This is a genomic window from Aeromonas bestiarum (genome assembly GCF_000819745.1).
Taxonomy (GTDB): Bacteria; Pseudomonadota; Gammaproteobacteria; order Enterobacterales; family Aeromonadaceae; genus Aeromonas; species Aeromonas bestiarum.
Genome location: NZ_CDDA01000005.1, coordinates 124,178 through 150,533, shown reverse-complemented (window position 1 = coordinate 150,533; position 26,356 = coordinate 124,178). Strand labels below are relative to the sequence as shown.

26 protein-coding genes and 1 pseudogene are annotated in these 26,356 nt (G+C 55.1%); 21 read left to right on the top strand and 6 right to left on the bottom strand.

Features of this window, described 5'->3' with window-relative positions; all coding sequences use genetic code 11:
- The first annotated feature begins 23 nt into the window (after positions 1-23).
- The 5 genes from BN1118_RS01400 to BN1118_RS01380 are packed head-to-tail and all read left to right on the top strand — an operon-like array spanning position 24 to position 4,442.
- On the top strand, positions 24-1,706 hold the full coding sequence (locus tag BN1118_RS01400; protein ID WP_043554230.1) for an HAD-IIIC family phosphatase: 1,683 nt from the start codon (positions 24-26) through the stop codon (positions 1,704-1,706).
- Entirely contained in the window at positions 1,699-1,929 is a 231-nt protein-coding gene (locus BN1118_RS01395) for an acyl carrier protein (protein WP_043554228.1), read from the top strand. Before BN1118_RS01400 ends, BN1118_RS01395 begins: the two co-directional genes overlap by 8 nt.
- Positions 1,926-2,690 carry an AAC(3) family N-acetyltransferase gene (locus BN1118_RS01390; protein WP_043554226.1) on the top strand — a complete coding sequence of 255 codons (765 nt, stop codon included), beginning with the start codon at positions 1,926-1,928 and terminating at the stop codon, positions 2,688-2,690. The genes BN1118_RS01395 and BN1118_RS01390 overlap by 4 nt, the downstream gene beginning before the upstream one ends.
- Positions 2,680-3,084, top strand: a complete 405-nt coding sequence (locus BN1118_RS01385) for a VOC family protein (protein ID WP_043554225.1) — start codon at positions 2,680-2,682, stop codon at positions 3,082-3,084. Before BN1118_RS01390 ends, BN1118_RS01385 begins: the two co-directional genes overlap by 11 nt.
- The gene (locus tag BN1118_RS01380) at positions 3,081-4,442 is read left to right on the top strand and encodes a DUF4910 domain-containing protein (protein ID WP_043554224.1); all 1,362 of its coding nucleotides are present in this window, start codon (positions 3,081-3,083) and stop codon (positions 4,440-4,442) included. The genes BN1118_RS01385 and BN1118_RS01380 overlap by 4 nt, the downstream gene beginning before the upstream one ends.
- Here BN1118_RS01380 and BN1118_RS01375 read toward each other — a convergent pair.
- The 6 genes from BN1118_RS01375 to pseF are packed head-to-tail and all read right to left on the bottom strand — an operon-like array spanning position 4,424 to position 9,709.
- Positions 4,424-5,170 (bottom strand): crotonobetainyl-CoA--carnitine CoA-transferase, encoded by a 747-nt coding sequence (locus BN1118_RS01375; RefSeq protein WP_043554223.1) that lies wholly within the window; start codon positions 5,168-5,170, stop codon positions 4,424-4,426. The two genes, BN1118_RS01380 and BN1118_RS01375, sit on opposite strands and share 19 nt — an antisense overlap.
- Positions 5,167-5,430 (bottom strand): hypothetical protein, encoded by a 264-nt coding sequence (locus tag BN1118_RS01370; RefSeq protein WP_043142876.1) that lies wholly within the window; start codon positions 5,428-5,430, stop codon positions 5,167-5,169. Before BN1118_RS01370 ends, BN1118_RS01375 begins: the two co-directional genes overlap by 4 nt.
- Complete coding sequence (locus BN1118_RS01365) at positions 5,427-6,722, bottom strand: motility associated factor glycosyltransferase family protein (protein ID WP_043554222.1); 1,296 nt, start codon at positions 6,720-6,722, stop codon at positions 5,427-5,429. The genes BN1118_RS01370 and BN1118_RS01365 overlap by 4 nt, the downstream gene beginning before the upstream one ends.
- The gene (gene pseI / locus BN1118_RS01360) at positions 6,715-7,761 is read right to left on the bottom strand and encodes a pseudaminic acid synthase (RefSeq protein WP_043554221.1); all 1,047 of its coding nucleotides are present in this window, start codon (positions 7,759-7,761) and stop codon (positions 6,715-6,717) included. Before pseI ends, BN1118_RS01365 begins: the two co-directional genes overlap by 8 nt.
- A gap of 6 nt (positions 7,762-7,767) precedes the next feature.
- Complete coding sequence (gene pseG, locus BN1118_RS01355; protein ID WP_043554220.1) at positions 7,768-9,024, bottom strand: UDP-2,4-diacetamido-2,4,6-trideoxy-beta-L-altropyranose hydrolase; 1,257 nt, start codon at positions 9,022-9,024, stop codon at positions 7,768-7,770.
- Entirely contained in the window at positions 9,014-9,709 is a 696-nt protein-coding gene (pseF, locus tag BN1118_RS01350) for a pseudaminic acid cytidylyltransferase (RefSeq protein ID WP_043554219.1), read from the bottom strand. The genes pseG and pseF overlap by 11 nt, the downstream gene beginning before the upstream one ends.
- A 165-nt stretch (positions 9,710-9,874) precedes the next feature.
- Here pseF and BN1118_RS01345 point away from each other — a divergent pair, with 165 nt between their 5' ends.
- The 16 genes and pseudogenes from BN1118_RS01345 (at position 9,875) to BN1118_RS22115 (ending at position 25,968) form a co-directional block, all read left to right on the top strand.
- Positions 9,875-10,411: a GNAT family N-acetyltransferase gene (locus BN1118_RS01345; RefSeq protein WP_122974396.1), complete on the top strand. Its 537-nt coding sequence runs from the start codon at positions 9,875-9,877 to the stop codon at positions 10,409-10,411.
- The gene (locus BN1118_RS01340) at positions 10,408-10,641 is read left to right on the top strand and encodes an acyl carrier protein (RefSeq protein WP_005318271.1); all 234 of its coding nucleotides are present in this window, start codon (positions 10,408-10,410) and stop codon (positions 10,639-10,641) included. Before BN1118_RS01345 ends, BN1118_RS01340 begins: the two co-directional genes overlap by 4 nt.
- Positions 10,641-11,390 (top strand): SDR family NAD(P)-dependent oxidoreductase, encoded by a 750-nt coding sequence (locus BN1118_RS01335; RefSeq protein ID WP_043554217.1) that lies wholly within the window; start codon positions 10,641-10,643, stop codon positions 11,388-11,390. The genes BN1118_RS01340 and BN1118_RS01335 overlap by 1 nt, the downstream gene beginning before the upstream one ends.
- Complete coding sequence (locus BN1118_RS01330) at positions 11,390-12,760, top strand: AMP-binding protein (protein ID WP_043554216.1); 1,371 nt, start codon at positions 11,390-11,392, stop codon at positions 12,758-12,760. Before BN1118_RS01335 ends, BN1118_RS01330 begins: the two co-directional genes overlap by 1 nt.
- Positions 12,760-13,818 carry a LuxE/PaaK family acyltransferase gene (locus tag BN1118_RS01325; RefSeq protein WP_043554215.1) on the top strand — a complete coding sequence of 353 codons (1,059 nt, stop codon included), beginning with the start codon at positions 12,760-12,762 and terminating at the stop codon, positions 13,816-13,818. Before BN1118_RS01330 ends, BN1118_RS01325 begins: the two co-directional genes overlap by 1 nt.
- Positions 13,797-15,002 (top strand): acyl-CoA reductase, encoded by a 1,206-nt coding sequence (locus tag BN1118_RS01320; RefSeq protein WP_052449143.1) that lies wholly within the window; start codon positions 13,797-13,799, stop codon positions 15,000-15,002. Before BN1118_RS01325 ends, BN1118_RS01320 begins: the two co-directional genes overlap by 22 nt.
- Positions 15,003-15,160: 158 nt before the next feature.
- The gene (locus BN1118_RS01315; protein WP_043554212.1) at positions 15,161-16,144 is read left to right on the top strand and encodes a glycosyltransferase family 2 protein; all 984 of its coding nucleotides are present in this window, start codon (positions 15,161-15,163) and stop codon (positions 16,142-16,144) included.
- 44 nt (positions 16,145-16,188) lie between these two features.
- A pseudogene (gene glf / locus BN1118_RS22425) lies at positions 16,189-17,277 on the top strand (UDP-galactopyranose mutase); the annotation flags it as partial.
- Positions 17,278-17,358: 81 nt separating this feature from the next.
- Positions 17,359-18,351 (top strand): glycosyltransferase family 2 protein, encoded by a 993-nt coding sequence (locus tag BN1118_RS22420; protein ID WP_338072521.1) that lies wholly within the window; start codon positions 17,359-17,361, stop codon positions 18,349-18,351.
- Positions 18,348-19,403, top strand: coding sequence for a glycosyltransferase (locus BN1118_RS20910; protein WP_080741203.1), 1,056 nt, complete (start codon positions 18,348-18,350; stop codon positions 19,401-19,403). Before BN1118_RS22420 ends, BN1118_RS20910 begins: the two co-directional genes overlap by 4 nt.
- Before the next feature lie 182 nt (positions 19,404-19,585).
- Complete coding sequence (locus BN1118_RS20905; RefSeq protein ID WP_165576270.1) at positions 19,586-20,863, top strand: FkbM family methyltransferase; 1,278 nt, start codon at positions 19,586-19,588, stop codon at positions 20,861-20,863.
- Between the two features lies 1 nt (position 20,864).
- On the top strand, positions 20,865-22,100 hold the full coding sequence (locus BN1118_RS21515) for a glycosyltransferase family protein (protein ID WP_131245270.1): 1,236 nt from the start codon (positions 20,865-20,867) through the stop codon (positions 22,098-22,100).
- 17 nt (positions 22,101-22,117) lie between these two features.
- Complete coding sequence (locus tag BN1118_RS20900; RefSeq protein WP_080741201.1) at positions 22,118-23,035, top strand: NADH dehydrogenase; 918 nt, start codon at positions 22,118-22,120, stop codon at positions 23,033-23,035.
- Position 23,036: 1 nt separating this feature from the next.
- Entirely contained in the window at positions 23,037-24,131 is a 1,095-nt protein-coding gene (locus BN1118_RS20895) for a DegT/DnrJ/EryC1/StrS family aminotransferase (RefSeq protein ID WP_080741200.1), read from the top strand.
- Positions 24,128-24,805, top strand: coding sequence for an acetyltransferase (locus tag BN1118_RS21510; RefSeq protein ID WP_156994790.1), 678 nt, complete (start codon positions 24,128-24,130; stop codon positions 24,803-24,805). The genes BN1118_RS20895 and BN1118_RS21510 overlap by 4 nt, the downstream gene beginning before the upstream one ends.
- Positions 24,806-24,816: 11 nt before the next feature.
- Positions 24,817-25,968 (top strand): glycosyltransferase, encoded by a 1,152-nt coding sequence (locus tag BN1118_RS22115; protein ID WP_052449142.1) that lies wholly within the window; start codon positions 24,817-24,819, stop codon positions 25,966-25,968.
- The last annotated feature ends 388 nt before the right edge of the window (positions 25,969-26,356 follow it).

Here is a 26,356-nt window from a genome sequence, read left to right as displayed (position 1 = left end):
CCGATAGCGGAGCGGGGGAAGTCATGACGACGATTCATCTCAGTGGCAGTTCATTCTTGATGCCGGGCAACCTAGCCTGGCGGTCGCTGGCTGCCCACGGCGAGGTGCAGGTCGCACCCCATGGTCAGTGGCTGCAAACCCTGATGACTCCAGCCGAAGAGAGCGCCGCCCAGACTCACATCATCATCTGGCTGTGGGAAGATCTGGTGCCGGCACAGACGCTGGTCAGGTGGAGCGGTTTGGCACAAGAGGCGCAGCAGCTGGCCGTGGCCGCCTTCGTCGCATCACTCTGCCAGCCCCTGCAACAGCGTCTGCAGCGTCGGCCGCAGGACCATCTGCTGGTCGGGGTCTGCAGCCGTTCCCCTGCCTCCGTATTTGGCGCTGCGCCCTCCGCGCTTGCCTGTCTGGCCGGTGAATTTGAGCGTCAGCTTGCCCATTTGCGGCAGCAGTATTCCGGTTTGGATGACCTGCATTTGCCGCTCTGGTTGCAACAGCAGGGTCGCCACCACTGTTTCGACAACCGCAATCACTACCTGATGTCCTGCCCCTTCTCCATGGCCGGGTTGGCCAGTCTGGCACAGTGGATTGCCCCCTTGCTGCAGCGGTTGCACAGGCCAGCTCACAAGGTGCTGGTGCTCGATTGCGACAATACCCTGTGGGGAGGCGTGGTCGGTGAAGATGGCGTGGGGGGCGTCCTGCTGGGGCAGGATGGGGTGGGGCGTCTCTATCAGGCTTTCCAGCAGGCCGCCTGCTACTGGCACGGGCAGGGCGTCATATTGGCGCTCTGTTCCAAGAATCTGGCCGACGATGTGTGGCGGCTGTTCGATCAGCACCAGGGCATGGTGCTTGAGCGCCGGCACATAGCCGCGGCCGAGATTGGCTGGGTGCCCAAGTCCGCCGGCCTGCGGCGCCTGGCTGCGCGGCTCAATGTGGGGCTGGACAGTCTGGTGTTCTGGGATGACAGCGAGCTGGAGCGTGCCGAGGTGCGTGCCAATTGTCCCGAGGTTACCGTCATCACGCCCCCCGTCGAGCTTTGGGGCTGGCCTGATGCATTGATGACGCTCGCCGAGCTGCAGAGCCGCCACCAGAGCCATGATGACAGCTTGCGCCAGGGCTCCTATCTGGCACAGGCAGAGGCGAATGCGGTGCGCCAGCAACTGGGCGACGAACACGCCTTCTTGCAACAGTTGGGGCTACGAGCGAGCTGGCAACCGCTCACCCAGAGCAATCAGCTGCGGGCCGAGCAGCTGAGCCAGAAGACCAACCAGTTCAATCTCTCCGCCCGGCGTTATCAGGCGGGTGAACTGGCACAGCTTGCCAGTACGCAGGGCGAGGTCTGGCTGGCATCACTGCAAGACACGTTTGCCGATCACGGCATGACGGCCCTGTTGGTGGTGCGCCCACTCGATGGGGGAAAGGCGCTGCTGGATACCCTGGCCATCAGCTGTCGGGTGCTGGGGCGAGGTTTCGAATACTGGCTGCTCGCGCAACTGGCTGCCCGACTGATGGCAAAAGGCGTTGACCAACTGGTGATAAGCCTGGTGCCCACGGATCGCAACCAGCCGGCGCGGGATTTTCTGGTGACCCTGCCGACCCGGCCGATAACCACTCCAGTGGGATTGACGCCGCTGGTGGACGAGATGTTCCTCTGCCTGGATCTCCCCTCCCTTTCTCTCCCGTTTCTGGAGTTTTATGCCAATGAATGACCTCATCGCGCTGGTTCGCCAGCAATTTCCACAGGCCAGCATCAACGAGCAGGCCATCCTCGGTCTCGGCAGTTTTCCCGAGTGGGACTCCCTGGGTCACTTCAATCTGCTGCTGCTCATCGAACAGCACTTTGCCGTGCGGTTCGAGCCGCACGAGTTGGCCGAGTTGAAGAGTCTGGCCGACATCCAGCAAGCCCTGCTGCGCAAAGGGGTTGCCGTGTGAAACAGGCACTCGAGCAGGCGCTGACCGAGCTGGGGATCCCCAGAGGCAGCGCCCTTATGGTGCACTCGGACGCCATGGTGGTGGCCCAGTTTGCCGGCATGGGCAATGCCCAGGGGATAGCCGCCTTCTGGATGCACCTGGAGCAGTGGCTGGCGGGTGATCTGCTGGTGCCAACCTTCACCTACAGCCCCATGGCGGGCGAGTGTTTCGACCCGGCCATCACCCCGAGCAAGGTGGGGCTGATGACGGAGGTGTTCAGGCAGCGTGACGGTGTGACCCGCACGCGGGATCCCATCTTCAGCGTGGCCATCAGCGGCCCCCACGGGGCCGAGCTGGCGGCCCGTGAGTGTCACGACTGCTTCGGTCAGGAGAGCCCGTTTGGCTGGCTGGCGGAGCAGGATGGCTGGTTGCTGGGATTGGGCTGTCATCCGGACAGGATCACCTTCACCCACTATGTGGAGCAACGGCTGGCCGTGCCTTATCGCTATCACAAACTGTTCGAGGGACAGGTGTGCGTTGCCGGCGCCTTGCGCGACTGGCAGGCCGACTACTATGTGCGGGACCTGGCGCTGGCCAGCGAGATCGACCTCTCCCGGCTGGTGGCCTTGCTGCAGGAAAGAAGCGCCTGGCATCAGACCCTGTGCCAGCGAGTGCCGGTCTGGGCCGTGTCCTGCCGCGATTTCATCCTGGCCGCCAGTGAGCTGGTGGCGACGGCGCCATACGCCCTGATCCGGGCAGGAGGAGCATCTCATGCAATTTGACCACATAGGTCTGGTGGTGCCGGATCTCGCCAGCGGTGAGGCCTATTGCCGGGAGGTGTTGGGGCTGAGCCGCTTCTCGGTGGCGGTGGAAGATCCGTTGCAGAAGGTATGGGTGCAGTTCGTGCACGATGAGGGCGGACTTTGCTACGAGCTGGTGGCGCCGGCGACAGAGGATAGTCCTGTGACCCAGGTGCTCAAGACCCGGCGCAACGTCATCAATCATCTGGCCTATCGGGTGCCCTGCCTCGCTGAGAGTGCCGCCAGACTGCGGGATCAGCGTCACCTTCCCCTCGGCCCCAGCCAGCCGGCCATCGCCTTCGGCGGTGCCCACGTCCAGTTTTTCCTGAGCCCCCTTGGCCATATAGTCGAGTTGATCGAGGCACCTGTCATATGAGTTCTCCTCACAAGAGCGACTATCTGCCCATAGACTGGGATGACCAGGCGCAGATCGGCGAGCAGCTGCATCGCCTGCTGACCCTGCTGTTCCCCCTCAACCGCAGCCTGACCGGTGATGGCGTGCGCCAGACTCTGGCCCTGATGCGCCAGCACTGTCTGCCTGATCTGCAGATCCGGGAGGTGGCCAGCGGCACCGAATGTTTCGACTGGACTGTGCCCGATGAGTGGAACGTACAGCAGGCCTACATAGTGGGGCCGGATGGCTGCAAGGTGGTGGATTTCAAGGATCACAACCTGCATCTGGTGGGCTATTCGGAGCCGGTGCGCTGCACCCTCTCGCTGGCCGAACTGCAGCCCCATCTGCACTCCCTGCCTGACATGCCGGATGCCATTCCCTATGTCACCTCTTATTACAAGCGTCGCTGGGGCTTCTGCCTGCCACACAGGGTGCGCGAGGCGCTGCCGGAGGGGGATTATGAGGTAGTGATCGATGCCAGCCTGGCGCCCGGCTCGCTCACCTATGGCGATTGGGTGCTGCCTGGAGAGAGCGAGCAGGAGATACTGCTGTCCAGCTACACCTGTCACCCCTCCATGGCCAACAACGAGCTGTCAGGCCCCTGTGTCGGTGTCTTCCTGATGGCCTGGCTCGCCTCCCTGCCAAAGCGCCGTTACAGCTATCGATTGATGCTGGTGCCCGAAACCCTGGGGGCCATCGTCTATCTCTCCCGCCATCTGGATCACCTCAAGCGGCGCACCCTGGCCGGGTTCAATTTGACCTGTCTTGGCGATGAGCGCAGCTACTCCTTCCTGCCCTCACGCCAGGGCAACAGCCTGGCCGATCGCATCGGCCGTCATGTGCTGGGCCACCTGGCGCCGGGTTACAAGGCTTACAGCTTCCTGGAGCGAGGCTCCAACGAACGTCAGCTGTGCGCCCCCGGCATAGATCTGCCGGTCACTACCCTGATGCGCAGCAAATATGGCTGCTATGCCGAGTACCACACCTCGCTGGATGATCTCTCGCTGGTGACCCCGGCTGGTCTGGCGGGCGGCTTCCTGGCGCTGCGTCGGGCCATCGAGTGTCTGGAACTGGATGAGCGTTGCGAGGTGACAGTGTTGGGAGAGCCCCAGCTGGGCAAACGGGGTCTCTATCCGGATCTGTCGACCCGCTATTCCGGTTGGCAGGTGAGGGAGATGATGAATCTGCTGGCCTACAGCGATGGCCAGCTGACCCTGTTCGAGATCGCCGAGACCATCAAGGTGCCTTTCTGGCGGGTGGCGCCACTGGCCAGCATGCTGCTGGAAGCAGGGCTGTTGCGTCGCCTCAGCCCTGAGCCGGATTACTCGATCACCAGATAAGCCGGCCCTGGGTTGTGCGGGGTGCGGCGGATGGCGTAGCGATCCAGCCCCAGCACCTCCTTGAGGGCCAGGGTTTCCCCCGGAAAGGCGGGCCAGTTCAGCTCATCGAAGGCCAGTACCGAACCCCTGGTGAGATGCGGCTTGATGAGCTCGAGGCAGCGGCGGGTCGGTTCGTAGAGATCAAAGTCAAAATAGGCCAGCGCTATCATGGTTTCCGGCTGACGGGCCAGATAGGCGGGCAGCGTCTCGGTCACATCCCCCTTTACCAGCTCGTGCTTGACGATATGGCCCAGCGGACTTTCTGCTTCATGGGCGGCGAGCAGCTGCGCCAGGTGCTGTTCATAGTCGGGGGTGACGCCATAGGCGCCCGGCTGGATGGCCGCATCGGATCCATCCTGCGGAGCGTGGGAGGGAAAGCCGCTGAAGGTGTCGAATCCCACCAGCTTGCGATTGTAGTTGTAGGGCTCGTACATGCCGCGAAACGAGGAGAAGAGCGCCAGGTTCTGACCCCAGCGGGTACCGAAATCCATGATGACGCCGTGTACCGGAATGATCTTCTGGTAGAGCTCGTGCATGAACAGGATGCGGGAGAGCGACTGGCGCTTGAGGTAGAGGCCCAGATTGTTCTGCAGCTCGGCCGGGGGCAGCGGGCTGGCGCGCAATAGCTCGCTGAACGTCTGGCGACGAGACAGCTCCTCGTCGGAGGCATTGGAAATAGCCTTGATCATGAAACGTCTCCTGCTGTGGTGGGGGCGGAAGGGGTCGTCAGGGTATGTACCAGCTCATATTCGAGGTAATCGGCCAGCCCGAGCCAGTCTTGTCGCTCCTGGCTGCGCAGCAGGGCGGCTATCAGCTCGGGGGGCAGGCTGCCCCGTGCGGTGAGGGCTTCCTGCAGCAAACCGGGCAGGGTCTGGCTCGCGGCAAGCGACTGCCCCAGCCTGAACTGGTGTGCCAGCGCCCTGATGCGGGTTGTCAGGCTATCACTCATGACAGGTACTCCGGGTGGTAGCTGCAGCCCGCTATCTCGGCCCCTTCCCGGCTGCTGTTCCAGAAATGCACCTCGGGATGGCGCGCTATGTATCGCTCAAGTTCGGTGCGATAGGCGGAGAAGTTAGGGTTGGTCTTGACCCGGCGACCGTGCCCGTCGAGGGTCCAGCTGAGCGCCTGGCTGGCAGTGGGGCCGAGCGCCCCATCCGCCCATCCTGAGTGGGTGAGCTCGCCGGGGAAGGCAAAATCCGTCCCCAGCAGTATGACCTGCTGGCAGCCCATCTGTACGGCAAGATCCACGGCGGGATGAATGACGCTGCCGCCCGAGTGCAGGGTTCCCTTGGGGATCTCCTGCCTCAGTGTCTGGTACATGGGACTGCGGGAGTAGGCTGCCTTGCGCGGCCCCTGCCAGGCCAGCAGGGCTGCCGTCGGCACTGTGGGGTAGTAGACCAGGGTGGTCTGGGCCGATTGGTCGGCCGGCAACCGGCTGCCGTGAATGGCGTCATCTATGGTGACCACTATGTCTGGCCGGATGCCGTGGCGCAGCAAAAAAGCGAGCGCTGTGTCGACGCTGATCAGCAGGTAGTCCTGACGCCGGGTCTGCAACTGGGCCTGCAAGGTGGCCAGATTGGTTTGCAGGGTCGGGCCGCTGGCGACGATCAGGGCATGTTTGCCTCGCGCCAGCCCGAACAGGCTGGCCACGTCGCCATCGCTTGCCAGCAGTGGCCGGTTCTCGGCCAGCCGGCGGGTCACCGCCGGATGCTCGGCATCGAACCTGGCGTTGGCAAACGGCAGCTCTATCTCGCTCACCAGCCTGTCCCGGATGCGGGCTGCTGCGTCTTCCACCAGCAGCAACTCGGGCGGCAGGGCGAAGAAGGGCAGACGGATCTCGCTCTCGTCCCCCGCCATCATCAGTTCGACCCTGGGGTCCGCCAGCCAGTCCTGCTGGTCCAGCAGCCGCAGCACCAGCGCAAACAGGGCGCCATTCATGATCTTCACTTCCAGCCGCTTGAGGCCGCTGCGGCCCAGCAGGGCGCGCGGCAGATCGCCGAGCCCGGTGCCGTAGAGGTGCAGCACGGCCACCTCGGGCAGGCTGGCAGCCTGCAGCTCGGCCTCTTTCACCCTGTCATGACGACTGGTGAGCTGGATGCCGTCGATGCTGAGGGTCGAGCCCAGCCCTTCGGTCAGCTCGGCCTGGATGCTCTCCACGTCCTGCGTCAGCAGACGGGGCCAGAGGGCTGGCCAGCGCTGGCTGATAAGCCTGCCGTGCTGGGCGAACAGTTCATCACTCATCTTTGTCTATCCACTCCCAGCTCAGCGGCTGATTGGCTGTCATGTCGTGGCTGACCCGCTTGCCGATGAGTCGATCGTAATCGGCGGGAGGCAGGCCGAGGGCGGGGCGCACCGACTTGATGTGGGCGGCGGTGAGCGCCTCTCCGGCCGCAATATCTTTGACCAGATAGAGGGAGCGGCGAAAGGCGCGGTTGCCCTGCTCGCTCTGGGTGAGCCGGTAGTCGGCCACCCCGAGCGCCGCATGGGCGGTGTTGACCGAGGCAATGAGCTCGGTGAGCTCGGCCGGCTCCATGGAGAAGGCGCAATCCGGTCCGCCGTCGGCGCGGGCCAGGGTGAAGTGTTTCTCGATGAGGGTCGCCCCGAGCGCGGTGGCGGCGATGGCGGTGGCCGATCCCAGGGTGTGATCCGAGAGCCCCACCTCGACACCAAAGCGCTGGCGCAGCATGGGGATGGTGCGCAGGTTGTATTCGGCCGCCGGCGCCGGATAGCCGCTGACGCAGTGCAGCAGCGCCAGCTGGCCGCTGCCATGCTTGAGCGCCATCTCGACGGCGGCGGCGATCTCGGCCTCGTTGGCCATGCCGGTGGACATGATGAGCGGCTTGCCGGTCTGGGCGGCGTAGCGGATCAGGGGCAGGTCCACCAGCTCGAAGGAGGCAATCTTGTAGGCCGGGCAGTCGAGGGATTCCAGCAGATCCACGGCGCTGAAATCGAACGGGCTGCTGAATACCGTCAGCCCCAGCTCGCGTCCCTTGGCAAACAGGGCCTGATGCCATTCCCACGGCGTGTGCGCCCACTCGTAGAGGTCGTACAGGCTGTGACCATCCCACAGGCCGCCGTGGATCTGGAACTCGGGTCTGTCGCTTCTGAGGGTGATGGTGTCGGGTCTGTAGGTCTGCAGTTTGACCGCACTGGCTCCGGCCGCCTTGGCGGCGGTCATGATGGCCAGCGCGCGTTCCAGGTTGCCGTTGTGGTTGGCCGAGAGTTCGGCGATCACATAGGGCGCCTGTGCCGGGCCTATGGATTGATGGGCGATCTGCATCTGTGGTCAGGCTCCTGTGCCAAGTTGCCAGCCTTGCGGCGCCGGCTGCCAGGGGGCAGGGGGCGCTATCTGCGGTGGCTCGGCAAGATAGAGGGGAAATTGGGAGAAAATGCTCTGCAAGCGATGTGCCAGCTCTTGCCACTCCGCTGGTTGAAGTGGCCGGGCGGCTTGCCATGTCAGCTGCGGGCCGCACAGGGTCAGGGTGAGCAGATGTTTGTCATCCTGGTGGAACTGCCACTGCTGGCCGTCAGGCTTCAGTTGGTAATCGGCTTGGAGCAGCAGCCAGGCGGCGAGGCGATCCAGCCCCAGGCCATCTACCTGTTGCTGGCCGCGCTGGCGATAGTCATCGGCCTGTCGCTCCAGCCGCTGCAGGGCCTGCAGGAGCCGCGCCGGCTCGGCCAGCTCGCTCAGCGTCAGCCGCTCGGCCAGCTGGAAGCGGGCTATCACTTGATCGTTGAACTGCTGGTTGTCGACTATGGGCACCGCCAGGGTCGGCAGGCCGAGGCAGGCTCGCTCCCAGGTCATGCCGCCGGCGGCGCCGATGGCGAAGTCGTGCTGATTCATCAACTGCGCCATCTGATCGCTCTGGCGCAGCAGCACTATCTTGAGCTCGGACAGCTCGGCCACCCTCTGCTCCAGCTCGGGCCAGAAGGGGTTGGCACCGCCTGCCACCAGGGTCCAGCGGATGGTTCGCGCCCAGGGCAAGCGGGCCAGACTGTTGAGGGTAGTGAGGCAGGCACCGGCCGGGTCGGCGCCGCCGAAGCAGATGAGCCCTCGCTGCCACTGGCTGGTTTGTTGACGTGCCAGCTGGCGATAGGCGGGCCTCAGCAGGGCATAGTCGGTGCCAAGCAATAGTCGGCAATCGGCCGGGATCAGCGGTTGGTAATCGGCGGCTGTGCGCAGTGGTCCCTGATCCAGCAGCAACTGGCAGTGGTGCGGGCGATCGGCCAGATCGTCGATCACCAGCAAGCGGCCACAGTGGATCGCCAGTTTTTGTTCGACCATGTGGTCAATTTGGTAGTGATCGAACACCAGCCAATCGGGCCGCAAGCCAGGCAGCGGGCCGGCGTCGTCCAGCGCGCTCAGGGAATGATGGTGATGGGGTTGCAGCAGCGGCAGCAGATGTGCGGGCAAGTCGTGGCAGAGAAAGTGGCACTCGGCCCCCGCCGCCCGCAGCCGATCGGCGATGGTCAGGCAGCGCATCAGGTGGCCCAGCCCTATTTCGGCGCCGGCATCGAGCCGGAAGGCGACGTTAAACGCCATCCTGGCTCAGCACCCGATAGAGCAGTTCGGCCAGGTGCCAGTCTTCCGGCGTATCTATGTCGACCACCCTGTGCCTCGGTAGAATATGGCCGATCCCTTCCCCGCCCACCGGGCTTATGCCCCCCAGCCAGGCCGCGCGGCTGCCCCAGTAGAACTGGCCTGCATCCTGGTAGGCGGGCTCCAGATCCTGGGATCGTTTCGCCATCTGCTCCGGCCAGAAGGGACTGACTCTGCCCTGTGCGTCCATGCGCACCGCCCGCTGGATGGGGAAGCCGAATTCGGCCACCGTGTAGACGAAGGGCGCCTGGCTGGCGAGCAGGCGGTCGTGGGCGGCGCTCAGATCGCTGGCCTGAATGAGAGGGACAGTGGCATAGATGCAGCAGTAGTATTCCGCCTGCATGCCGAGATCGTCGAGTCGCCGGATGGCATCGATCACCACAGGGGTGGTGCCGGTATGATCGTCGGCCAGGCTGGCGGGGCGCAGGAAGGGCACCTCGGCGCCGAGTTGGCGGGCAACGTCGGCGACCTCCTCATCATCGGTGGAGACCACAATTCGGCTGAAGCAGCCTGCCGCCCTGGCTGCCTGAATGGCGTAGGCGAGCATGGGCTGGCCGCAGAAGGGGCGGATATTCTTGCGGGGAATGCGCTTGCTGCCGCCCCGGGCCGGAATGATGGCGATGGCCATGGTGCTCTCTCCCTGAGGGACGGGATCTGGCATCCCCGTCCGGATAATTGCTGACAACTCTTTGATTATTTTTGAGATTATACCGAGTTTTCATCTTATATTATTGAGCTTTGCTACGGAATCGCACTGCTATGGTCGATAACATGGGCAAGTGATGGGAAGTGGGTGGTATTGAGCATGAGTTATGGTGTCGAGCTGCGCCCGGTTCAGCCGTGGGACTTGCCCACCCTGAGGCGCTGGCGCAATCAGGATGAGGTACGGCTGCAGATGGTCGAACAGGCGCTCATCTCCCCCCGCCAGCAACGGCAGTGGTTTGCCAGCAGCCGTGAGCGGCCGGATCAGCAGCACTGGGTGCTCTGGTGCCGGGGTCAGCGGGCAGGCTACGTCAACCTTAAAGGGGAGACGTGGCAGCCGTTGCAGGGGCAGCCGGTGGCTGACGCCGGCCTCTATCTGGGCACCTCCAGCGTGCGCCATCCCATGCTGGCCGTTGCCGCCGCCCTGTCCCAGCTCGATCAGGGTTTCGATACCTTCGAGCTCGGCTGCATCCGCACCCTGGTGCGCGCGGGCAACGGCGCCGCCCTGCGCCTGAACGAGCAGCTGGGTTATCGCCAACATGGGCAGGAGGGCGACTTTCTCGCCCTTGAACTGCAACCCGCCGATTATTATGCCGCCCGTGAACGGCTACGGAGATTTTTCAGATGACTACAGCGTTGGAACAGGTTTTCGCCGATGCCCTCGGCATAGACGTCGGCACCGTCAGCGACGGGCTGGCGTACAACAGCATTCCCCAGTGGGATTCCGTCGCCCACATGGGCCTGATCGCCCAGCTGGAGGATTGCTACGGCGTCCTGCTCGATACCGATGACATCATCGACATGAGCTCGGTCGCCAAGGCGCGGGAGATCCTCGCCAAATACGGGGTCGCCCTCTGATGCAGGGGCTGCTGCAGGGCAAGCGGGCGCTGATCACGGGTGCTGGGCGCGGCATTGGCCTCGCCATCGCCCGCCAGTTTGCCGCGCAGGGGGCTGAGCTGTGGCTGGGGGGCCGCGATGAAGCTGCCATGAGCCAGCTGGCGGCCGCCCTCGGCGCCGAGTTCGGCGTCCCCTGCCAGCCGCTCTGTTTCGACGTGGCCGAGCCGCAGGCGGTCAAGCAGGCCTTTCAGCAGCTGTTTGCCCAGACCCGTCAGCTGGATGTGCTGGTCAACAATGCCGGGATACTGGAAGAGGGGCTGCTCGGCATGGTCAATCAGGCCCAGCTGGAGCAGACCTTCAGCCACAACACCTTCAGCGTTGTCTATTGCAGCCAGTACGCCGCCCGCCTGATGCAGCGCAGCGGTGGCGGCAGCATCATCAATCTGGCCTCCCTGATGGGGCGGGTGGGCGCCGCCGGGCTCAGCAGCTATGCCGGCAGCAAGGCGGCGGTGATCGGCATCACCCAGTCGCTGGCCAAGGAGCTGGCCGCCAGCCAGATCCGGGTCAATGCCATAGCCCCCGGCTTTATCGATACCGAGATGGCGCGTGCCATCCCGGACCAGAAGTTCGCCGAGCGTCTCGCCAGCATCGCCATGGGGCGGATCGGCACGCCGGACGAGGTGGCCAGGGTAGCGCTGTTCCTCGCCTCCGACCTGTCGAGTTACGTGACCGGTCAGGTCATAGGCGTGGATGGAGGCATGTTGGTTTGATGAAGCAACGCCATCCTCTACTCGCCCATCTGCATGAGGATAACCCGGCGCCGGCCTGGCGGGATCCGCTGGATGGCTGGCTCTCCTACGGCGAGCTGGCACAGCGGGTGACACAAGTGGCGGCGACTTACCCGAGTGAGCGCAGCCTCGTCTATCTGCCCTTCTTCACCCGTACCTCCCATCTGCTGCATTATCTGGCAGCCCTCAGGCTGGGACATGCTGTGATGCTGGCGGACCCTGCTCTCCCTTCGTGCCAGCACGATGCCAGCTGCCAGCAGTTCGCCGTGACTTGCCGGGTAAATGAAGCAGGGGAGTTGATCCGTCTCAGGGATACCAGCCCACTGTTGCACCCCGAGCTGGTGGTGCTGTTGCCTACCTCGGGCAGTACCGGCAGTGCCAAGTGGGTGCGCCTATCGGGCCGCAATCTGGCGGCCAACGCCGCCTCCATCGCCGACTATCTGGCGCTGACGGCGGCCGAGCGGGCCATCACCAGCCTGCCGCTGTTCTACTCCTATGGCCTCTCGGTGCTCAACAGCCATCTGCTGGTGGGCGCCTCCCTGGTGCAGAGCGAGGGGAGCGTGCTGGAGCGCGACTTCTGGCAGTTGGTCGAGCAGCACGGCGTGAGCAGTTTTGCCGGGGTGCCCTTTACCTATCAGATGCTGGCTCGGCTGCGCTTTGACTGGGCCCGGTATCCCTCTTTGCAGACCCTGACCCAGGCGGGGGGGCGACTCGAACCCGCGCTGGCGCAGCAGTTTGCCAAGCAGGCCCTGCGGCTGGGGCGCCGTTTCTTCGTCATGTATGGCCAGACAGAGGCCACCGCCCGCATGGCCTGGCTGGCGGCGCACGAGGTGGTCACTCATCCGGATGCCATCGGCCGCGCCATTCCCGGCGGCCACTTCTCCCTGCGCGAGCTGGAGGGGGGCAAGCCCGGGGAGGGGGAACTGGTCTATCGCGGCGACAACGTCATGCTGGGCTATGCCACTACCGTCGAGGATCTGGTGCAGGGCGCCCTGTTGCAGGAGCTGGCCACCGGCGATCTGGCTCGCAGTGACGAGGCGGGACGCTACTATATCTGCGGCCGTCTCAGTCGTTTTCTAAAGCTGTTCGGCAAGCGGATCAGCCTGGCAGAGGTCGAGAGCCAGCTCCATCGCTGGGGCTGGTCGGGGGCCTGCGGCGGGCGTGATGACTGCCTGCTGGCGGTCGTCGAACCCCATGGCGAACTGACGGCCGACGGCTTGCAGCGTGAGCTGGCGCAGTGGCTGCAAGCACCGCCACGGGCGGTGCGGGTGATAGAGGTGGCACAGCTGCCGCGCACCGCCAACCACAAGATTGACTATACCGCCCTGAGCAGACTGGCGGAGGAGGCGTGATGGAAAGCTTGCTCGCTGCCCCCATCTTCGACCTGCCACAGGCCGCCAAACAGGCGCTGTTGCTGGCGCGGCTCAATGCCCTGACCCGTCACCATGTCGAGCACTGCCCCCCTTATGCCAATGTGCTGCATGCCTTCGGCTGGACGGCAGAGGCTGCCGATTATGGCGCTCAGCCCTATCTGGCGGCCCGGCTGTTCAAGCTGGCCCAGTGGCAGAGCGTGTCCGAGGCTGAGGTGTTCAAGGTGCTCACCTCGTCGGGCACCACGGGGGCGCCGTCACGGATAGTGCTGGACCGGGAGACCGCAGCTTTGCAGAGCAAGGTGCTGGTGAAGATACTGCAGGAGTTTATCGGCAAGCAGCGGCTGCCCATGCTGCTGGTGGAGCAGCCCGCCCTCATCCAGAACCGCAGCGGCTTTTCGGCGCGTGGCGCTGGCGCCCTGGGGCTCTCCTTCCTCGGCCGGGACCACACCTATGCCCTCGACGAGCAGATGCGGCCAAACTGGCCGGTGATAGAGGCATTTTGCGACAAATACGCCGGTCAGCCTGTGCTGCTGTTCGGCTTTACCTTCATGGTCTGGCAATGCCTGCTGGAGCCCCTGCGCGAGCGCGGACTGCACCTGCCCTTTGAGCAGGGCATTTTGTTTCACAGCGGCGGCTGGAAGAAGCTGCAGCATCTGGCGGTGGACAATCCCGCCTTCAAGGCGTGTTGCCGCGATCAGCTGGGGCTGGGCCGGGTACACAACTTCTACGGCATGGTGGAGCAGGTGGGTTCCATCTTCGTCGAGTGCGAGCAGGGGCACCTGCATGCCCCCGTGTTTGCCGATCTGCAGGTGCGCGATCCGCTCACCCATCAGCCGCTCGGGGTCGGTCAGCCCGGTTTGTTGCAGGTGCTCTCCGCCATTCCTGGCAGTTATCCTGGCCACAGCCTGCTGACCGAGGATCTCGGCGTGCTGCTGGGGGAGGATGACTGCCCCTGTGGCCGCCATGGCCGTTATTTTCAGGTATCAGGGCGCCAGCAAGGCGCCGAGGTGAGGGGATGCAGCGACACCTTCCAGTGACGCCGCCGCAGGCGGTAGAGGGGCTTTGGCAGGCGGGACCCGAGGTGAGCTTCGTATCACCGGCTGCCAGCTGGCAGACGTTCTGCCCGCAGCCGCTGCCCTGTTTTGCCCCCGTCATCTGCGACTTCGTGGCGGCCCTGTCGACACGCCTGCAGCAGGAGGGGCGGCGCCATCCCGATCTGGCCGCGTTCGGCTTCTGGCTACGGCCGCGCCAGCTGGCCAGAGAGCGGCAACGGCTGCAGGGGCAGGGGCCGGTGGGCGTCACGTTTCACCTGGTGCCCTCCAACGTGCCGACCGTGGCCTTCTACTCCTGGCTGATGGCCCTGCTGATGGGCAATCCCTGCGTGGTGCGGCTGTCATCGCGCCGCGATCCGGTGCAGGAGGCCATGCTGGCCATCCTCAATGAACTCTTCAGCCTGAGTGAGTGGCAAGGGATCGCCGCCCGCACCCGCTTCATTCGCTATAGCCACGACGAAGGCACCACAGGCTGGTTGTCGGCCCGCTGTCGGCTGCGCATCATCTGGGGTGGCGACGAGACCATTCGCCAGGTGCGGGCCATTCCTCTCTCCCCAAGTGCGCAGGAAGTGGTATTTCCGGATCGGCGCTCCATGGCGGTGCTCGACAGCCACTGGCTGGCCGGGCTGGATGTTGTGGGCTGGCAACAGACCCTGGGGGCCCTGCAGCAGGACTGTACCCGTTTCAATCAGCAGGCCTGTGCCTCCCCCACCACCCTCTGCTGGCTGGGCGAGCCCGACGACGAGTTGCGCCACCGACTGCTACAGGCCCTGTTTGCTCCCTTTGCCGACGATCCCGCTCTGGTGATGGAGCGGCTCATCCACAGTCAACAAAATGCCGCCCTGGACGGTGAGATGCAGCTGAGCGTATTCCCGGGTGTCACCTTATTGACTCCGGCCGCCTCCCTGCGGCTCGCACACGTCGGAGGAGGTACAGTCGCCGAGTTTGTGGCCGATACCCTTAATGAGCTGCTGTTGCAGCCGTGGGATATGCAGACCTGTGTCTGGGTCGGTGCACACAAGGCACAGCTTGAGGATGCCTTGCCGAATGCGCCCGCCTGCCGCATAGACAGGGTGGTGGCGCCGGGACAGGCGCTGGCATTCGAGTGGCACTGGGATGGCATCGACATGCTGCACGTTTGCAGCCGTGGCCTCGTCCAGCATGAATAATCGGGTGTGGCTCACATAAATCCCGCAGCTTCAATGGATTAGCTTGGTCAGGCATATCTCTTGCAGTAAAACCTGACAGAGAGGGGGAAGGGTTGACAGGGACCGTGCGGTAGCCTTGCCCATTTTCTCCCATCAGCTTCTTTTCTACTCATCTTCTCTTGGATTTCCCTATGAAAGTCAGCGTATTGGTGCCTGTCTACAATCTGGCGCGCTTCATCGAACCCTGCCTGCTCAGCCTGCTCGAGCAGCAAACGGATTTCGAGTTCGAGGTGATCGCCATCGATGACGGCTCGAATGATGACTCCTGGGCTATCTTGCAGCGGCTGGCGCGGCAGTGGCCGACACTGCGCATTCTGCAGAACGAACAGAACATGGGGCTGGCCAAAACCCAGAAGCGGTTGCTTGCAGAGGCAAGGGGTGACTATCTCGCCTATGTGGATGGGGATGATCTGGCCCTGCCGGACAAGCTGCAGCGCCAGGCCGACTATCTGGATGCACACCCGGGTTGCACCCTCTGCTACCACGAAGCAGAGATGTTCGATGATGAGACAGGAGCACGGATCAAGTTGTTTACCCGTGACTACTACAACAGCCGTTATCTCGAACCTGTCATGACGCGGGAGGCCTTGATCCGCTTCGGGGTATTCGTCAATGCCAGCTCCATCATGTTTCGGCGCTATGAAGGGATGGAAAATGCCATCGACGAGGGGTGCAAGATCATCCTCGACTACCCTTGGCATATTCTGAATCTCTCTCTCAACCCGGGAACCCTCGACTTTATCCCCGAGCTGCTGGGACGTTATCGCTTCCACACCCAGAGCTTTGGCGGGCAGACCCGCAAATCGGCCGAGCGTCGTGAGCAGTCGCTGCGCGACCTGCTGCGGGCTTGCGACAATGCCGGTGACTTTGGCGCCGATCCAGTGACCATTGCCCAGGGGCGTGCCCATCACTACTACTCTGCCGCGCTCTATTTCTTGCGGCAGGGAGACGACGCCCGTTTTCTCAACCTGCTTGAGCAGTCGGCGAGCGAGGTGGCCACGCTGGCACCGGGCTGGTTTTTCGACGAGCGGCACCAGCTGGCGTGGGAGGGGCGCACCAATCCGGCCGGCGTTGTGCAACAACTGTTTGGAGATGCAGCGTGAGTTATCAGGCGATTGTCATCGGAGCCGGGCTGTCCGGCGCCGTCATGGCGGAGCGAATGGCCAGCCAGCTTGGCTGGAAGGTACTGGTGCTGGAACAGCGCGACCATATAGGCGGCAACTGCTTCGATGAGTATGACGAGCATGGGGTGCTGATCCATCGCTATGGACCGCACCTGTTTCATACCGACAAGCAGGAAGTTTGGGATTACCTGTCGCAGTTTACCGCCTGGCGGCCTTACGAGCATCGTGTGCTGTCACGGATCGATGGTCAGTTGGTGCCCATCCCGTTCAACCTGACCAGCATAGAGCGTTGCTTCCCGGCCGAGAAGGCAGCGGCCATGATTGAGGCTCTTCAGGCCAGGTTCGGTGAGGGGGCCAGAGTGCCCATCATGGCACTGCGGCAGGAAGCTGAGCCTCTGCTGGCTGAGCTGGCCCAGTTCATCTATGAGCGTGCCTTCGTCAACTACACCAGCAAGCAGTGGGGTGTATCACCAGAGCAGGTCTCGCCCGAGGTCACTGCGCGAGTGCCGGTCGTCGTCAATCGTGATGACCGTTACTTCATCGATCCCTGGCAGGCGGTGCCAGAGCAGGGCTACACCGCCATGTTCGAGCGCATGTTGGCGAATCCCTTGATTGAGGTCAGGCTCTCCACCCCCATGGGATCCCATGTTTGCCTGGATTGGCAACAGAAACGGATACTGCTGGATGGCGTGCCTTTTGCCGGACCCTTGGTCTATACCGGCATGCTGGATCAGCTGATGCCGGAGGATCACTATGGTCTGCCGTATCGCTCGCTGCGCTTTGAGCACTGTCATCTGCCGCAAGCCCAATTTCAGCCGGTGACCACGGTCAATTACCCGAATGAAGAGGCCTATACCCGCATCACCGAATTCAAGCATTTGACAGGGCAGCAACATCCCGGTACCAGCATTGTTTATGAATATCCCTGTGCCTATGCGCCAGGGCAGGGGCTGGAGCCTTACTACCCGCTGTTTACCGATATGGCCAAACAGAATTATCAGGCTTGCCGCGATGAGTTGGCCCAGTTCCCGCAATTGATTGCCCTGGGGCGCCTTGCCGAATATCGCTATTTTGATATGGATGATGCGGTGGATAATGCCTTGAAAAAATTCCAAGAATTTCGTTCAGTACAGAAAGGGACCGTAGTTTCTGAAACAGGAAGGTCTACAGGAACCCCTGTTATTTCTGCATTGATGAGTACGTATAATAGTGCTGATTATATTCGGGCTACAATTGATTCAATATTGACTCAGAGTCTTCAAGAATTTGAGATTGTTATTGTCGATGATGGTTCAACAGACAACACTGTCGATATCATAAAAAGTTATCATGACCCTCGGATTCGACTATTTATCAGATCGCATAATAGAGGTGTTGGATATTCACTTTCACAGGCGCTTGAATATATTTTGGCGCCCGTCTTGATCAAAGTTGATTCTGATGACTTAAGCCACCCACAGCGCTTTGAAAAACAACTGAAATTTTTAAATGACAATCCTGACATAGGGTTGGTTAAATGTTACTTTGAGTATTTCTCAGATGATTCAGGTATATTGGATAGTGAGCGATTCAAGGCAAGAGTGCATGATGCTGAAAGCATAAATAGTATCAATACAGAACAACTGATCTCTGAAAATATACCGCGTTGGTTATGTATCGAGCATACAACATATTGTGCTAGAACATCCGCGGTGCGTGCATCTGGCTATCAAGACCAGCGCCTCTGTGAAGATTATTCTTTATTCTATCGGATGCATCAACATGGTTGTCGGATGGCATGTATACCAGAAGTCTTAGTAAAGATGCGACTAAGCAACAATTCATTGACGGCATTACTGGATGCGGAAAAACGTCAACAATGGTTTGGTTATTTGGTAACCATGAAGTTACCGATAATTAGGATGTTAACCGGTCCGTCACGACAACTGGCAATATATGGTACTGGTGGATTAGCATGTTCAATGTATCATTTACTTACAGATGCCGAATTTATAGTCAGTAACTTTATAGAACAAGCAGCTAAGCCGAACATGATTGTAGGGGGGGTTAATATCGAAGTGAAGGCATTGGAAGACTGCCTGGAACAGAAAATTATAATCGCGGCTCAACCAGTAAGGCTTAAAATCATGCAGCAGTTATTAACAGTTGGACTGGTTGAGTGGCGTGACTTCATGGTGATAGCATGATGAAAGTGACAATTATTACAGCAACGTGGAACAGTGAGAATAAGCTACAATGTTGCTTGGACAGTGTTGCCCAACAAAGTGCAATTGAAAATATAGAACATATCATCGTTGATGGCCGCTCGAGCGATTCAACCATTGCTATTGCATCTCAATACCCACATATAAGTAAAATAATCTCTGCTAAAGATAGAGGTATCTATCACGCATTTAATCGTGGTCTTGAGCTGGCAACGGGGGTCATAGTTTATTTTTTAGGTTCGGATGATAGTTTGCATGACTACAATGTAATATCAGATGTACTTGAAGCATTCTCTCCAGAGGTTAATTATTATTTAGGTTCTGTGTTGTGCGAGGATTCAGTAACGGGAAATAGTTATTTAACTCGTTCAAACAATGACCATCAGGTGAATTTTCGCCCTTGTCATCAAGGATTTTTCTGTAGACGGGAGTTATTTGAACGTTTTGGAAATTTTAACGAGTGCTTCACTATTGGCGCGGATATGTATCTGATGAAGATGGTAATTAAAGAGACTGCCGGCGTCAAAACAAACAGACCGATAGCTAGATTCAGTTTACAAGGACTGAGCAGCACCAGTGATAATCAAGCATTGGTAATACGTCAGCATGAGATGATTGATATACTGATTGATGGTGATACTGTTGATAGTGAACTTCCGGATTTGCTAGCGCAGCAAAGAAATACTAATACCCTTCTGAAAAATTTGCTGCAGAATTTACTGAAAAACAAGATCAGGTTAGATGCTAGTTTATTTGAGCGCGTGGCTGTTTTCGGTACAAGAGATATGTCGCAGATTATCAGTATGGTCTTGCGTCAGTATGAGATAGAGACGCTTTGCTTCGTTGTCTCTGAAATAGACTACAAATATAGTGTTGATGAAATACCAGTTGTGTGTTTAAGTGAACTGAGTGGACTTAACCTCGACACAATCATCAACTGTATTGAAGGTCAACATGAATCGGAAATAACAGATCGAATCCATGAAGCGGATCCTGGGATCACAGTAATCAGCTGGCGGTCATTATGCAATTAACGATGGTGGGTTTTTTATAAAATATACGTAACAAAGGATCACTATCTTATAAATGATGCTCTTGGATAAGAATACAAAGGAATTGCTTAATTTATTTAGTATATCCTGAAGTGTTATGCTTAATGAACCAAAAACTACGATCCATTTATCAATGGCAACATACACCTCTACGGAATGATCATATGCTGAGAGTTCTCCCCTGGATTACCGATGGTGCAACCGAATTTGTCGATAATTTTATTTCATATAGATTGTCTGTAAAAGGACAAGTAAAGGTATTTGAGTTTGGATGTGGTAACTCTACATTATATTTTCTTTCCCGAGGTTGTATTGTTCGTAGTGTTGAGCACGATGCTGATTGGACGTCCAAGGTAACTCAAACAGCAAAAGTATTTGGGTACGAAAGTCGTTTGATGTTGAGCTGTGATCAGCGACCATATAATAAAAGCTACGATACCATTGACTATGATATTATACTTGTTGATGGGCGTGATCGTATGTTATGTATGGAACATATATTAAATTTTGGATTGTCAGATGACACAATTCTACTTTTCGACAATAGTGAACGAGCTGAATACAAATATTCTAAGTTTATAGAGTTAATGGATGTAAGAGGGCGGGATGCTATTCATTTTGAGCAACCACAAGTCGAGCGTGGAGAAGTAAGGCTTACTTCAAAATCATATGCTCGCGATAGAGTTGAGCATCGTTGGATTACCACGGTGATTGCTCCACGAGGTCAATATACTACACAAGGCAAGCCATTTATCCGCAATAGGAAAAAGATTGCCGACTCTAATTATAGAGCATTGAATGATTTAGACAAAAAACTAGAGCGATATCTTCCTGTAAAAAATGGATTCTTTATAGAGGCGGGAGCAAACGATGGAATTAAGCAAAGTAATAGTTATTACTTTGCTAAATCTTTAGGTTGGCATGGCATTCTCGTTGAGGCGATCCCATCACTATTTAATGATTGTGTGACGAATCGCTCTGAAAGTACCGTCTATAATTATGCACTAGTTCCGTCATCAAGTATCAGTTCGGTCACAATGCATTTTGCTGATTTGATGAGCACCGTTGATGGGGCATTGAAAGACAAACAAAGTGAACACATAGAAACGGGACTGAAAGTACAGAATCTCCCCCAGTCATACACTGTCACTGTTCCGGCTATAACATTATCTGATCTCATTGATACTTATAAGGATAAAGAATCTAAACCTATTCTTGATATTGATTTTATTTCTATTGATGTAGAAGGCTATGAGTTACAAGTTCTACAGGGACTGGACCTGAATAAGCACAGGTCAAAGTATATATTGATTGAGTCTAAAGACATTGATGCCGTTGACGCATATCTCCTAAATTATGAATACCAACAAATTGAGCGTTTTTCCTCACATGATTATTTGTTTGCAGATTGTAGAATTATAAGTGAATTCATGGAGAAATGATATGCTTAAAAGCAGCGTATATGCTCCTATCATTGTATTTGGATTTAATCGGCCGGAGCACCTTAAGAAAACGATATCTACCTTGGCTCAATGTGAGCTGGCAAATCTTTCAGAAGTCATTGTGTTTATTGATGGGCCAAAAGGGGGAGAGGATGTTGTCAAACACAGGAAAATACTAGACTATCTTAAATCTGTGACTGCATTCCTTCGTCTTGACATTCGAGTTAGAGATAAGAATATTGGTCTAGAAAAAAATATAAGCTCAGGTGTCACAGATGTAATGGATGAATATGGTAGGGCCATTATCCTTGAAGATGACATATTAGTGAGCAAGGATTTCTTACGATTCATGAATGAGTCCTTAGATTCCTATAAAGATAAAAAAAATGTCTGGCACATATCCGGATGGAATTTTCCGCTTATTGAGAAAGATCTACCATCTTTTTTTCTATGGAGGACGGCTCTTGGGTGGGGGTGGGCTACATGGGCAGACCGATGGCAACATTATCATCGAGATCCTCAAGCACTAATTAATATGTTTGATGAGGTCGATATCCAAAAATTCAATATATATGGTAGCTACAATTTCTGGGAACAAGTTGTAAATAATGCAACAGGCAAGATTTGTACCTGGGCTGTATTTTGGTATGGGACTATATTTAAACGTGGTGGCTTATGCTTGAACCCCACCCGAGCGATGACTACGAACATTGGCTTCGATGGTTCTGGTACTCATGATGCCAGTATCGAACATTCCTTGCCACATGACCTCGGTTTTTCGTATAGAAAAGAAGACCTACCTGTCGATATATCAGAGAATAGGACGGTGCTCAGCGCTATCATTAAGTACAATAATAATTGTAATCAAGATAAGCAAGAGCATAAAAACAAAACAATTTCAGACTTGAAAAAATTAATTAAGGTTTCTTTATCGCATCCAGACCATTTTTCCTCTTTGGCAGGGAAAAAAATTGCCATATTTGGTGTCGCTGAACTTTCTTTACTTGTTTGCCAATTGCTACAGCTTAATGGAATATACATTCATGCGTTCTTTGTGTCAGCTATAGGACAACCTGAATATATTGATTCGATACCCGTAGCATTACCACCACAGTGGCCGGATGTTGATCCTCATGTTGTCATTAGTTGTATTGAAGGGAATCATGAGCATTCGATTGAGAGGATGATTTCTGAAGCGTTGCCTGGTTGTAGTATTATTAGTTGGCGTTCATTGTAATATTGTGAGGGAACGAAATGAATAATAAGCAGGTGATTAATTCCGGTGCAGATATTAATGCTAGGATTTCAAACCTAAACAGAAAGTTTGAGATTGATGGAGCGATAAGCAAAGTTCTGTTGGGGAAAATATTATCTAAATTTAATCAAAATGCAGAGCTGTCATTGAAAGATGCAGAGTTCAGAGTGTTTTCTCAATTCGGTGATGATGGCATTATTCAACATTTAATCAATAAGCTGGGTGTTCATGACTCTGTATTTATTGAATTCGGCGTAGAAAACTACAATGAGGCTAATACTCGGTTCTTATTGGAGAATAATAACTGGAGAGGACTAGTCATTGATGCGGATCCCACCAATATAGAATATATTAAAAATACACAGAATTACTGGCGACATGATCTTACCGCACTCTGCAGTTTCGTCACTGCTGAAAATATAAATAGTATTATTTCTGATGCTGGTTTTATTGGCAATATAGGTCTACTACATATAGATATAGATGGTAATGATTACTGGATTTGGAGGGCTATTACTGTAGTCAGACCTGCTATCGTTATAGTAGAGTATAATAGTCTTTTTGGTCCTGAACGTAGTATAACAATTCCATACGATCCCAATTTTTCCCGTCATGAAAAGCATCACAGTGGTTTATATGCAGGTGCTTCCTTAAGAGCCCTCTGTCAGTTGGCAAGTGAGAAGGGGTACAACTTTGTTGGCGCCAATAGTGCAGGTAATAATGCATACTTTGTTATAGATGATCTGGCCGGTATTATACCTTCATTGCGTTGTGAGGATGGTTATGTTTTAGCCAAGTTCAGAGAACACCGTAATGAGCAAGGTCAATTGACCTTTACCCCAGGAATTAGCGCAGTTGAGAGTATTCGTGGTATGCCAGTGTTTAATATCTTGACACAGCAGCTTGAGGATTTGTGACATGCGCCCAATAATTCCAGTTTATCAACCTGATTTATCAGGCAATGAAAAGAAATACGTAATCGAATGTCTCGATTCATCTTGGATTTCTTCAAAGGGGGTGTTCATCGAGCAGTTTGAGCGGAAGTTTGCAAACTTTACAGGTATGAACCATGCGGCCTCAGTCTCCAATGGTACAGTCGCATTGCATCTGGCTCTTTTGGCTCTGGATATTGGGCATGGAGATGAGGTGATCGTACCTACGTTCACCTATATCGCTTCAGTTAATGCGATAAACTATGTGGGTGCAACGCCTGTTTTTGTTGATGCTGAGCCAACAAGCTGGCAATTGAATTGTGATCTTGTTGAAACCCTAATTACCAAAAAAACAAAAGCGATCATGGCTGTGCACATTTATGGGCAGCCATCGAATATGATTAGGTTACAGAATATAGCTCGACGGAATAACATCTATTTGATAGAAGATTGTGCCGAGGCTTTTGGCAGTCGAATCGGTGGCCGGCATATAGGAAGTTTTTCTGATATATCTACCTACAGTTTTTTCGGAAATAAGACCGTGACAACTGGGGAAGGTGGCATGGTTACAACTAACAGCATTGAGCTGGATAGAAAAGTTCGCCATCTGAAAGGGCAAGGTCTTATGGAGGGAAAAGAGTACTGGCATGATATCGTTGGCTACAACTATAGAATGACTAATATCTGTGCTGCCATTGGATTAGCGCAATTGGAAAAAGCTACACAATTTATCAATCGGAAGAGGGATATAGCTGATTTTTACAGAACGCATCTTCAAGGGTTACCGCTAGAGTTTCAAAAGGAACAGCCCGATAGTTATCATTCTTGGTGGATGTTCTCTATTTTGACCGAGAACAGGTGCCAACGAGACAAGCTTCGTGAGCATTTGAAAAATGTAGGCGTAGAAACAAGACCTTTGTTTCCCCCTATTCACTTAATGCCTATGTACCATCAACAAAATATGTTATTCCCAGTCAGTGAAAAAATTTCAGAATGTGGTATGAATTTACCAAGTTGGCCTGGTCTGACAGATGAAATGCTACAATTTATAGTTGATGAAATATTTGGGTTTTATAAATGAGCATAAAACATCAACATAAAAAAAACATGTTTTATGTTTTTGGCGCAGGGAGTTTCTCACGCTGTATTTCACCACTAATTAGGAAGCTATGTATTCAGCGTGATTTGGAGTGCTATTATGTAGCCAAAGAAGAGGATGTACATAGTGCTTTTTATGGTAAAGTTATATCTGAGAGTTTTTTTGAAAAAAATATAGAACCTGGATTTTTATTTACTATTGCTGTCGCAGATGTAGGGGTTAGGCGTAAAATTGCTGAGAGATGTATAACCCTTGGTGGAACACCGATTAATCTAATTGCAGATGAACATATAAGTTACGAGAACGTAAGTGTTGGTCTTGGTGCTATTTTTTGTGCTCATAGCATGGCGACTATCGATATAGTTATTGGAAAATTCTTTCATTGTAACATTTATTCATATATTGAACATGATTGTATCATAGGTGACTTTGTTACGTTTTCACCACGAGTAAGTTGTAATGGGCGCGTCCATATTGCTGATGATGTGTTCGTTGGGGCCGGAGCCATAATTCGTAATGGTAGCCTTCATCGCCCGCTATCAATAGGTCGAGGCGCTGTCATTGGTATGGGGGCGGTTGTTACCAAGGATGTACCACCTGGATGTACTGTTGTTGGTAATCCAGCAAGGGTGATTGCTGTCTCATCTACCTTATAATGGATATTTATATGAAGAAATTGAAATTAGCTTTATTACCTCAGCACTTCTGTTGGTCTGGTGGATTGGAATTCATTCGCCACATTCTAAATGGTCTGGCGACTGTAGCCGCCATTCATAACTGGCAAGTGCATATCGCGGTAGAGAAAGAATTCATAAATGATGACATGTATGTACAGTTGCAGGACTATCTTGCCGGTACCTCTATCATTACAGGACAGATTTTTTATTCTGCCAAGAATAATGATCTAGCTGATGTTCTAAAGGTGAACGACATTGATATGGTGTTACCAGTCAATAGTGATCTTGGGGCAGACTTTCCTGTTCCATGGTTAGCGTATATCCCGGATTTTCAACATAAGTACCTGCACAGTTATTTCACAGAGCACGAATGCTTCGTCAGGGAAACAGCCTTCTCCGCACGTTTACGTGATTGTAAAGCTGTAGTCGTTAATTCTCATGAAGTTAAGTCTGATATACTGAAATTCTATCCATGGATTAATGGGGAGCGTGTCAAGGTATTACCTTTTACTCCTCACCCTATGGCTGCTTGGCTAGAGGTGAATCCGTTCGCGATCAGGGAAAAATACGGCCTGGCACAAGATTATTTTCTTATTTGTAATCAATTTTGGATTCACAAAGATCACCCAACGGCGTTTCATGCCTTTGCAATGCTTGAAAATAAAAGCTTGCATCTGGTTTGTACTGGTACTTTGTCAGATTATCGGTACCCTAACTATATAAATGAACTGAAAGACTTACTCAGTACTCTAGGTATATCTGATCGCGTTCATTTCCTTGGCCATATTCCAAAACTTGAGCAGATAGGACTGTTAAAAGGCTCTGTTGCTTTAGTGCAACCCACTTTATTTGAAGGTGGTCCTGGTGGTGGGGCGACTTATGATGCGGTTGCTCTTAGCATACCAGTCCTACTCTCGGATATTGATGTGAATAAGGAAGTTATAGGAACAGACATATATCATTTCCACCGAAAGGATGCAGGGGATTTATCTAAGTGCATGCAAAGACTATTACTCAAGATTCGACGGGTCCCTGCGGATGATGCACTATTATCTGAAGGGTTGATACGCCAGCAGCAGCTAGGTAGTGCTCTCCATGATGCAATTAATTATACGCTTGATTGTTACGGGGTATTAGATTGAATGTAGTTATTCTCTATATAAATTCTGGTGATTATAGATCGCAACATATCTAAGACATTTCATGGATTGCAGGCCGCATCCCTGCGTTTTGTTCATGTGGTTATTAGTGGTATTAGATTACAGTCTGTTCCAAGAATATAAGCTGCCCAGCATCACAGAGTAAAATGATGGCGCTGAGCATATTGACTGCGACAGTAGTTGAGAGCCGCGTCAATGTTTTCTATTGCAAACCATAATGAGTAGATAGCCAGTGAGTGAAGCTATCGGAAGGAAAATTCTCCCGAGGTGCGGTATAAATTTATCCTGAGGTACTAATGAGAGAGATTAATGCCAACTACTTGGATGACTAGTCATAATAAATGGTTACTTTATTGTCTCCATCATTTCA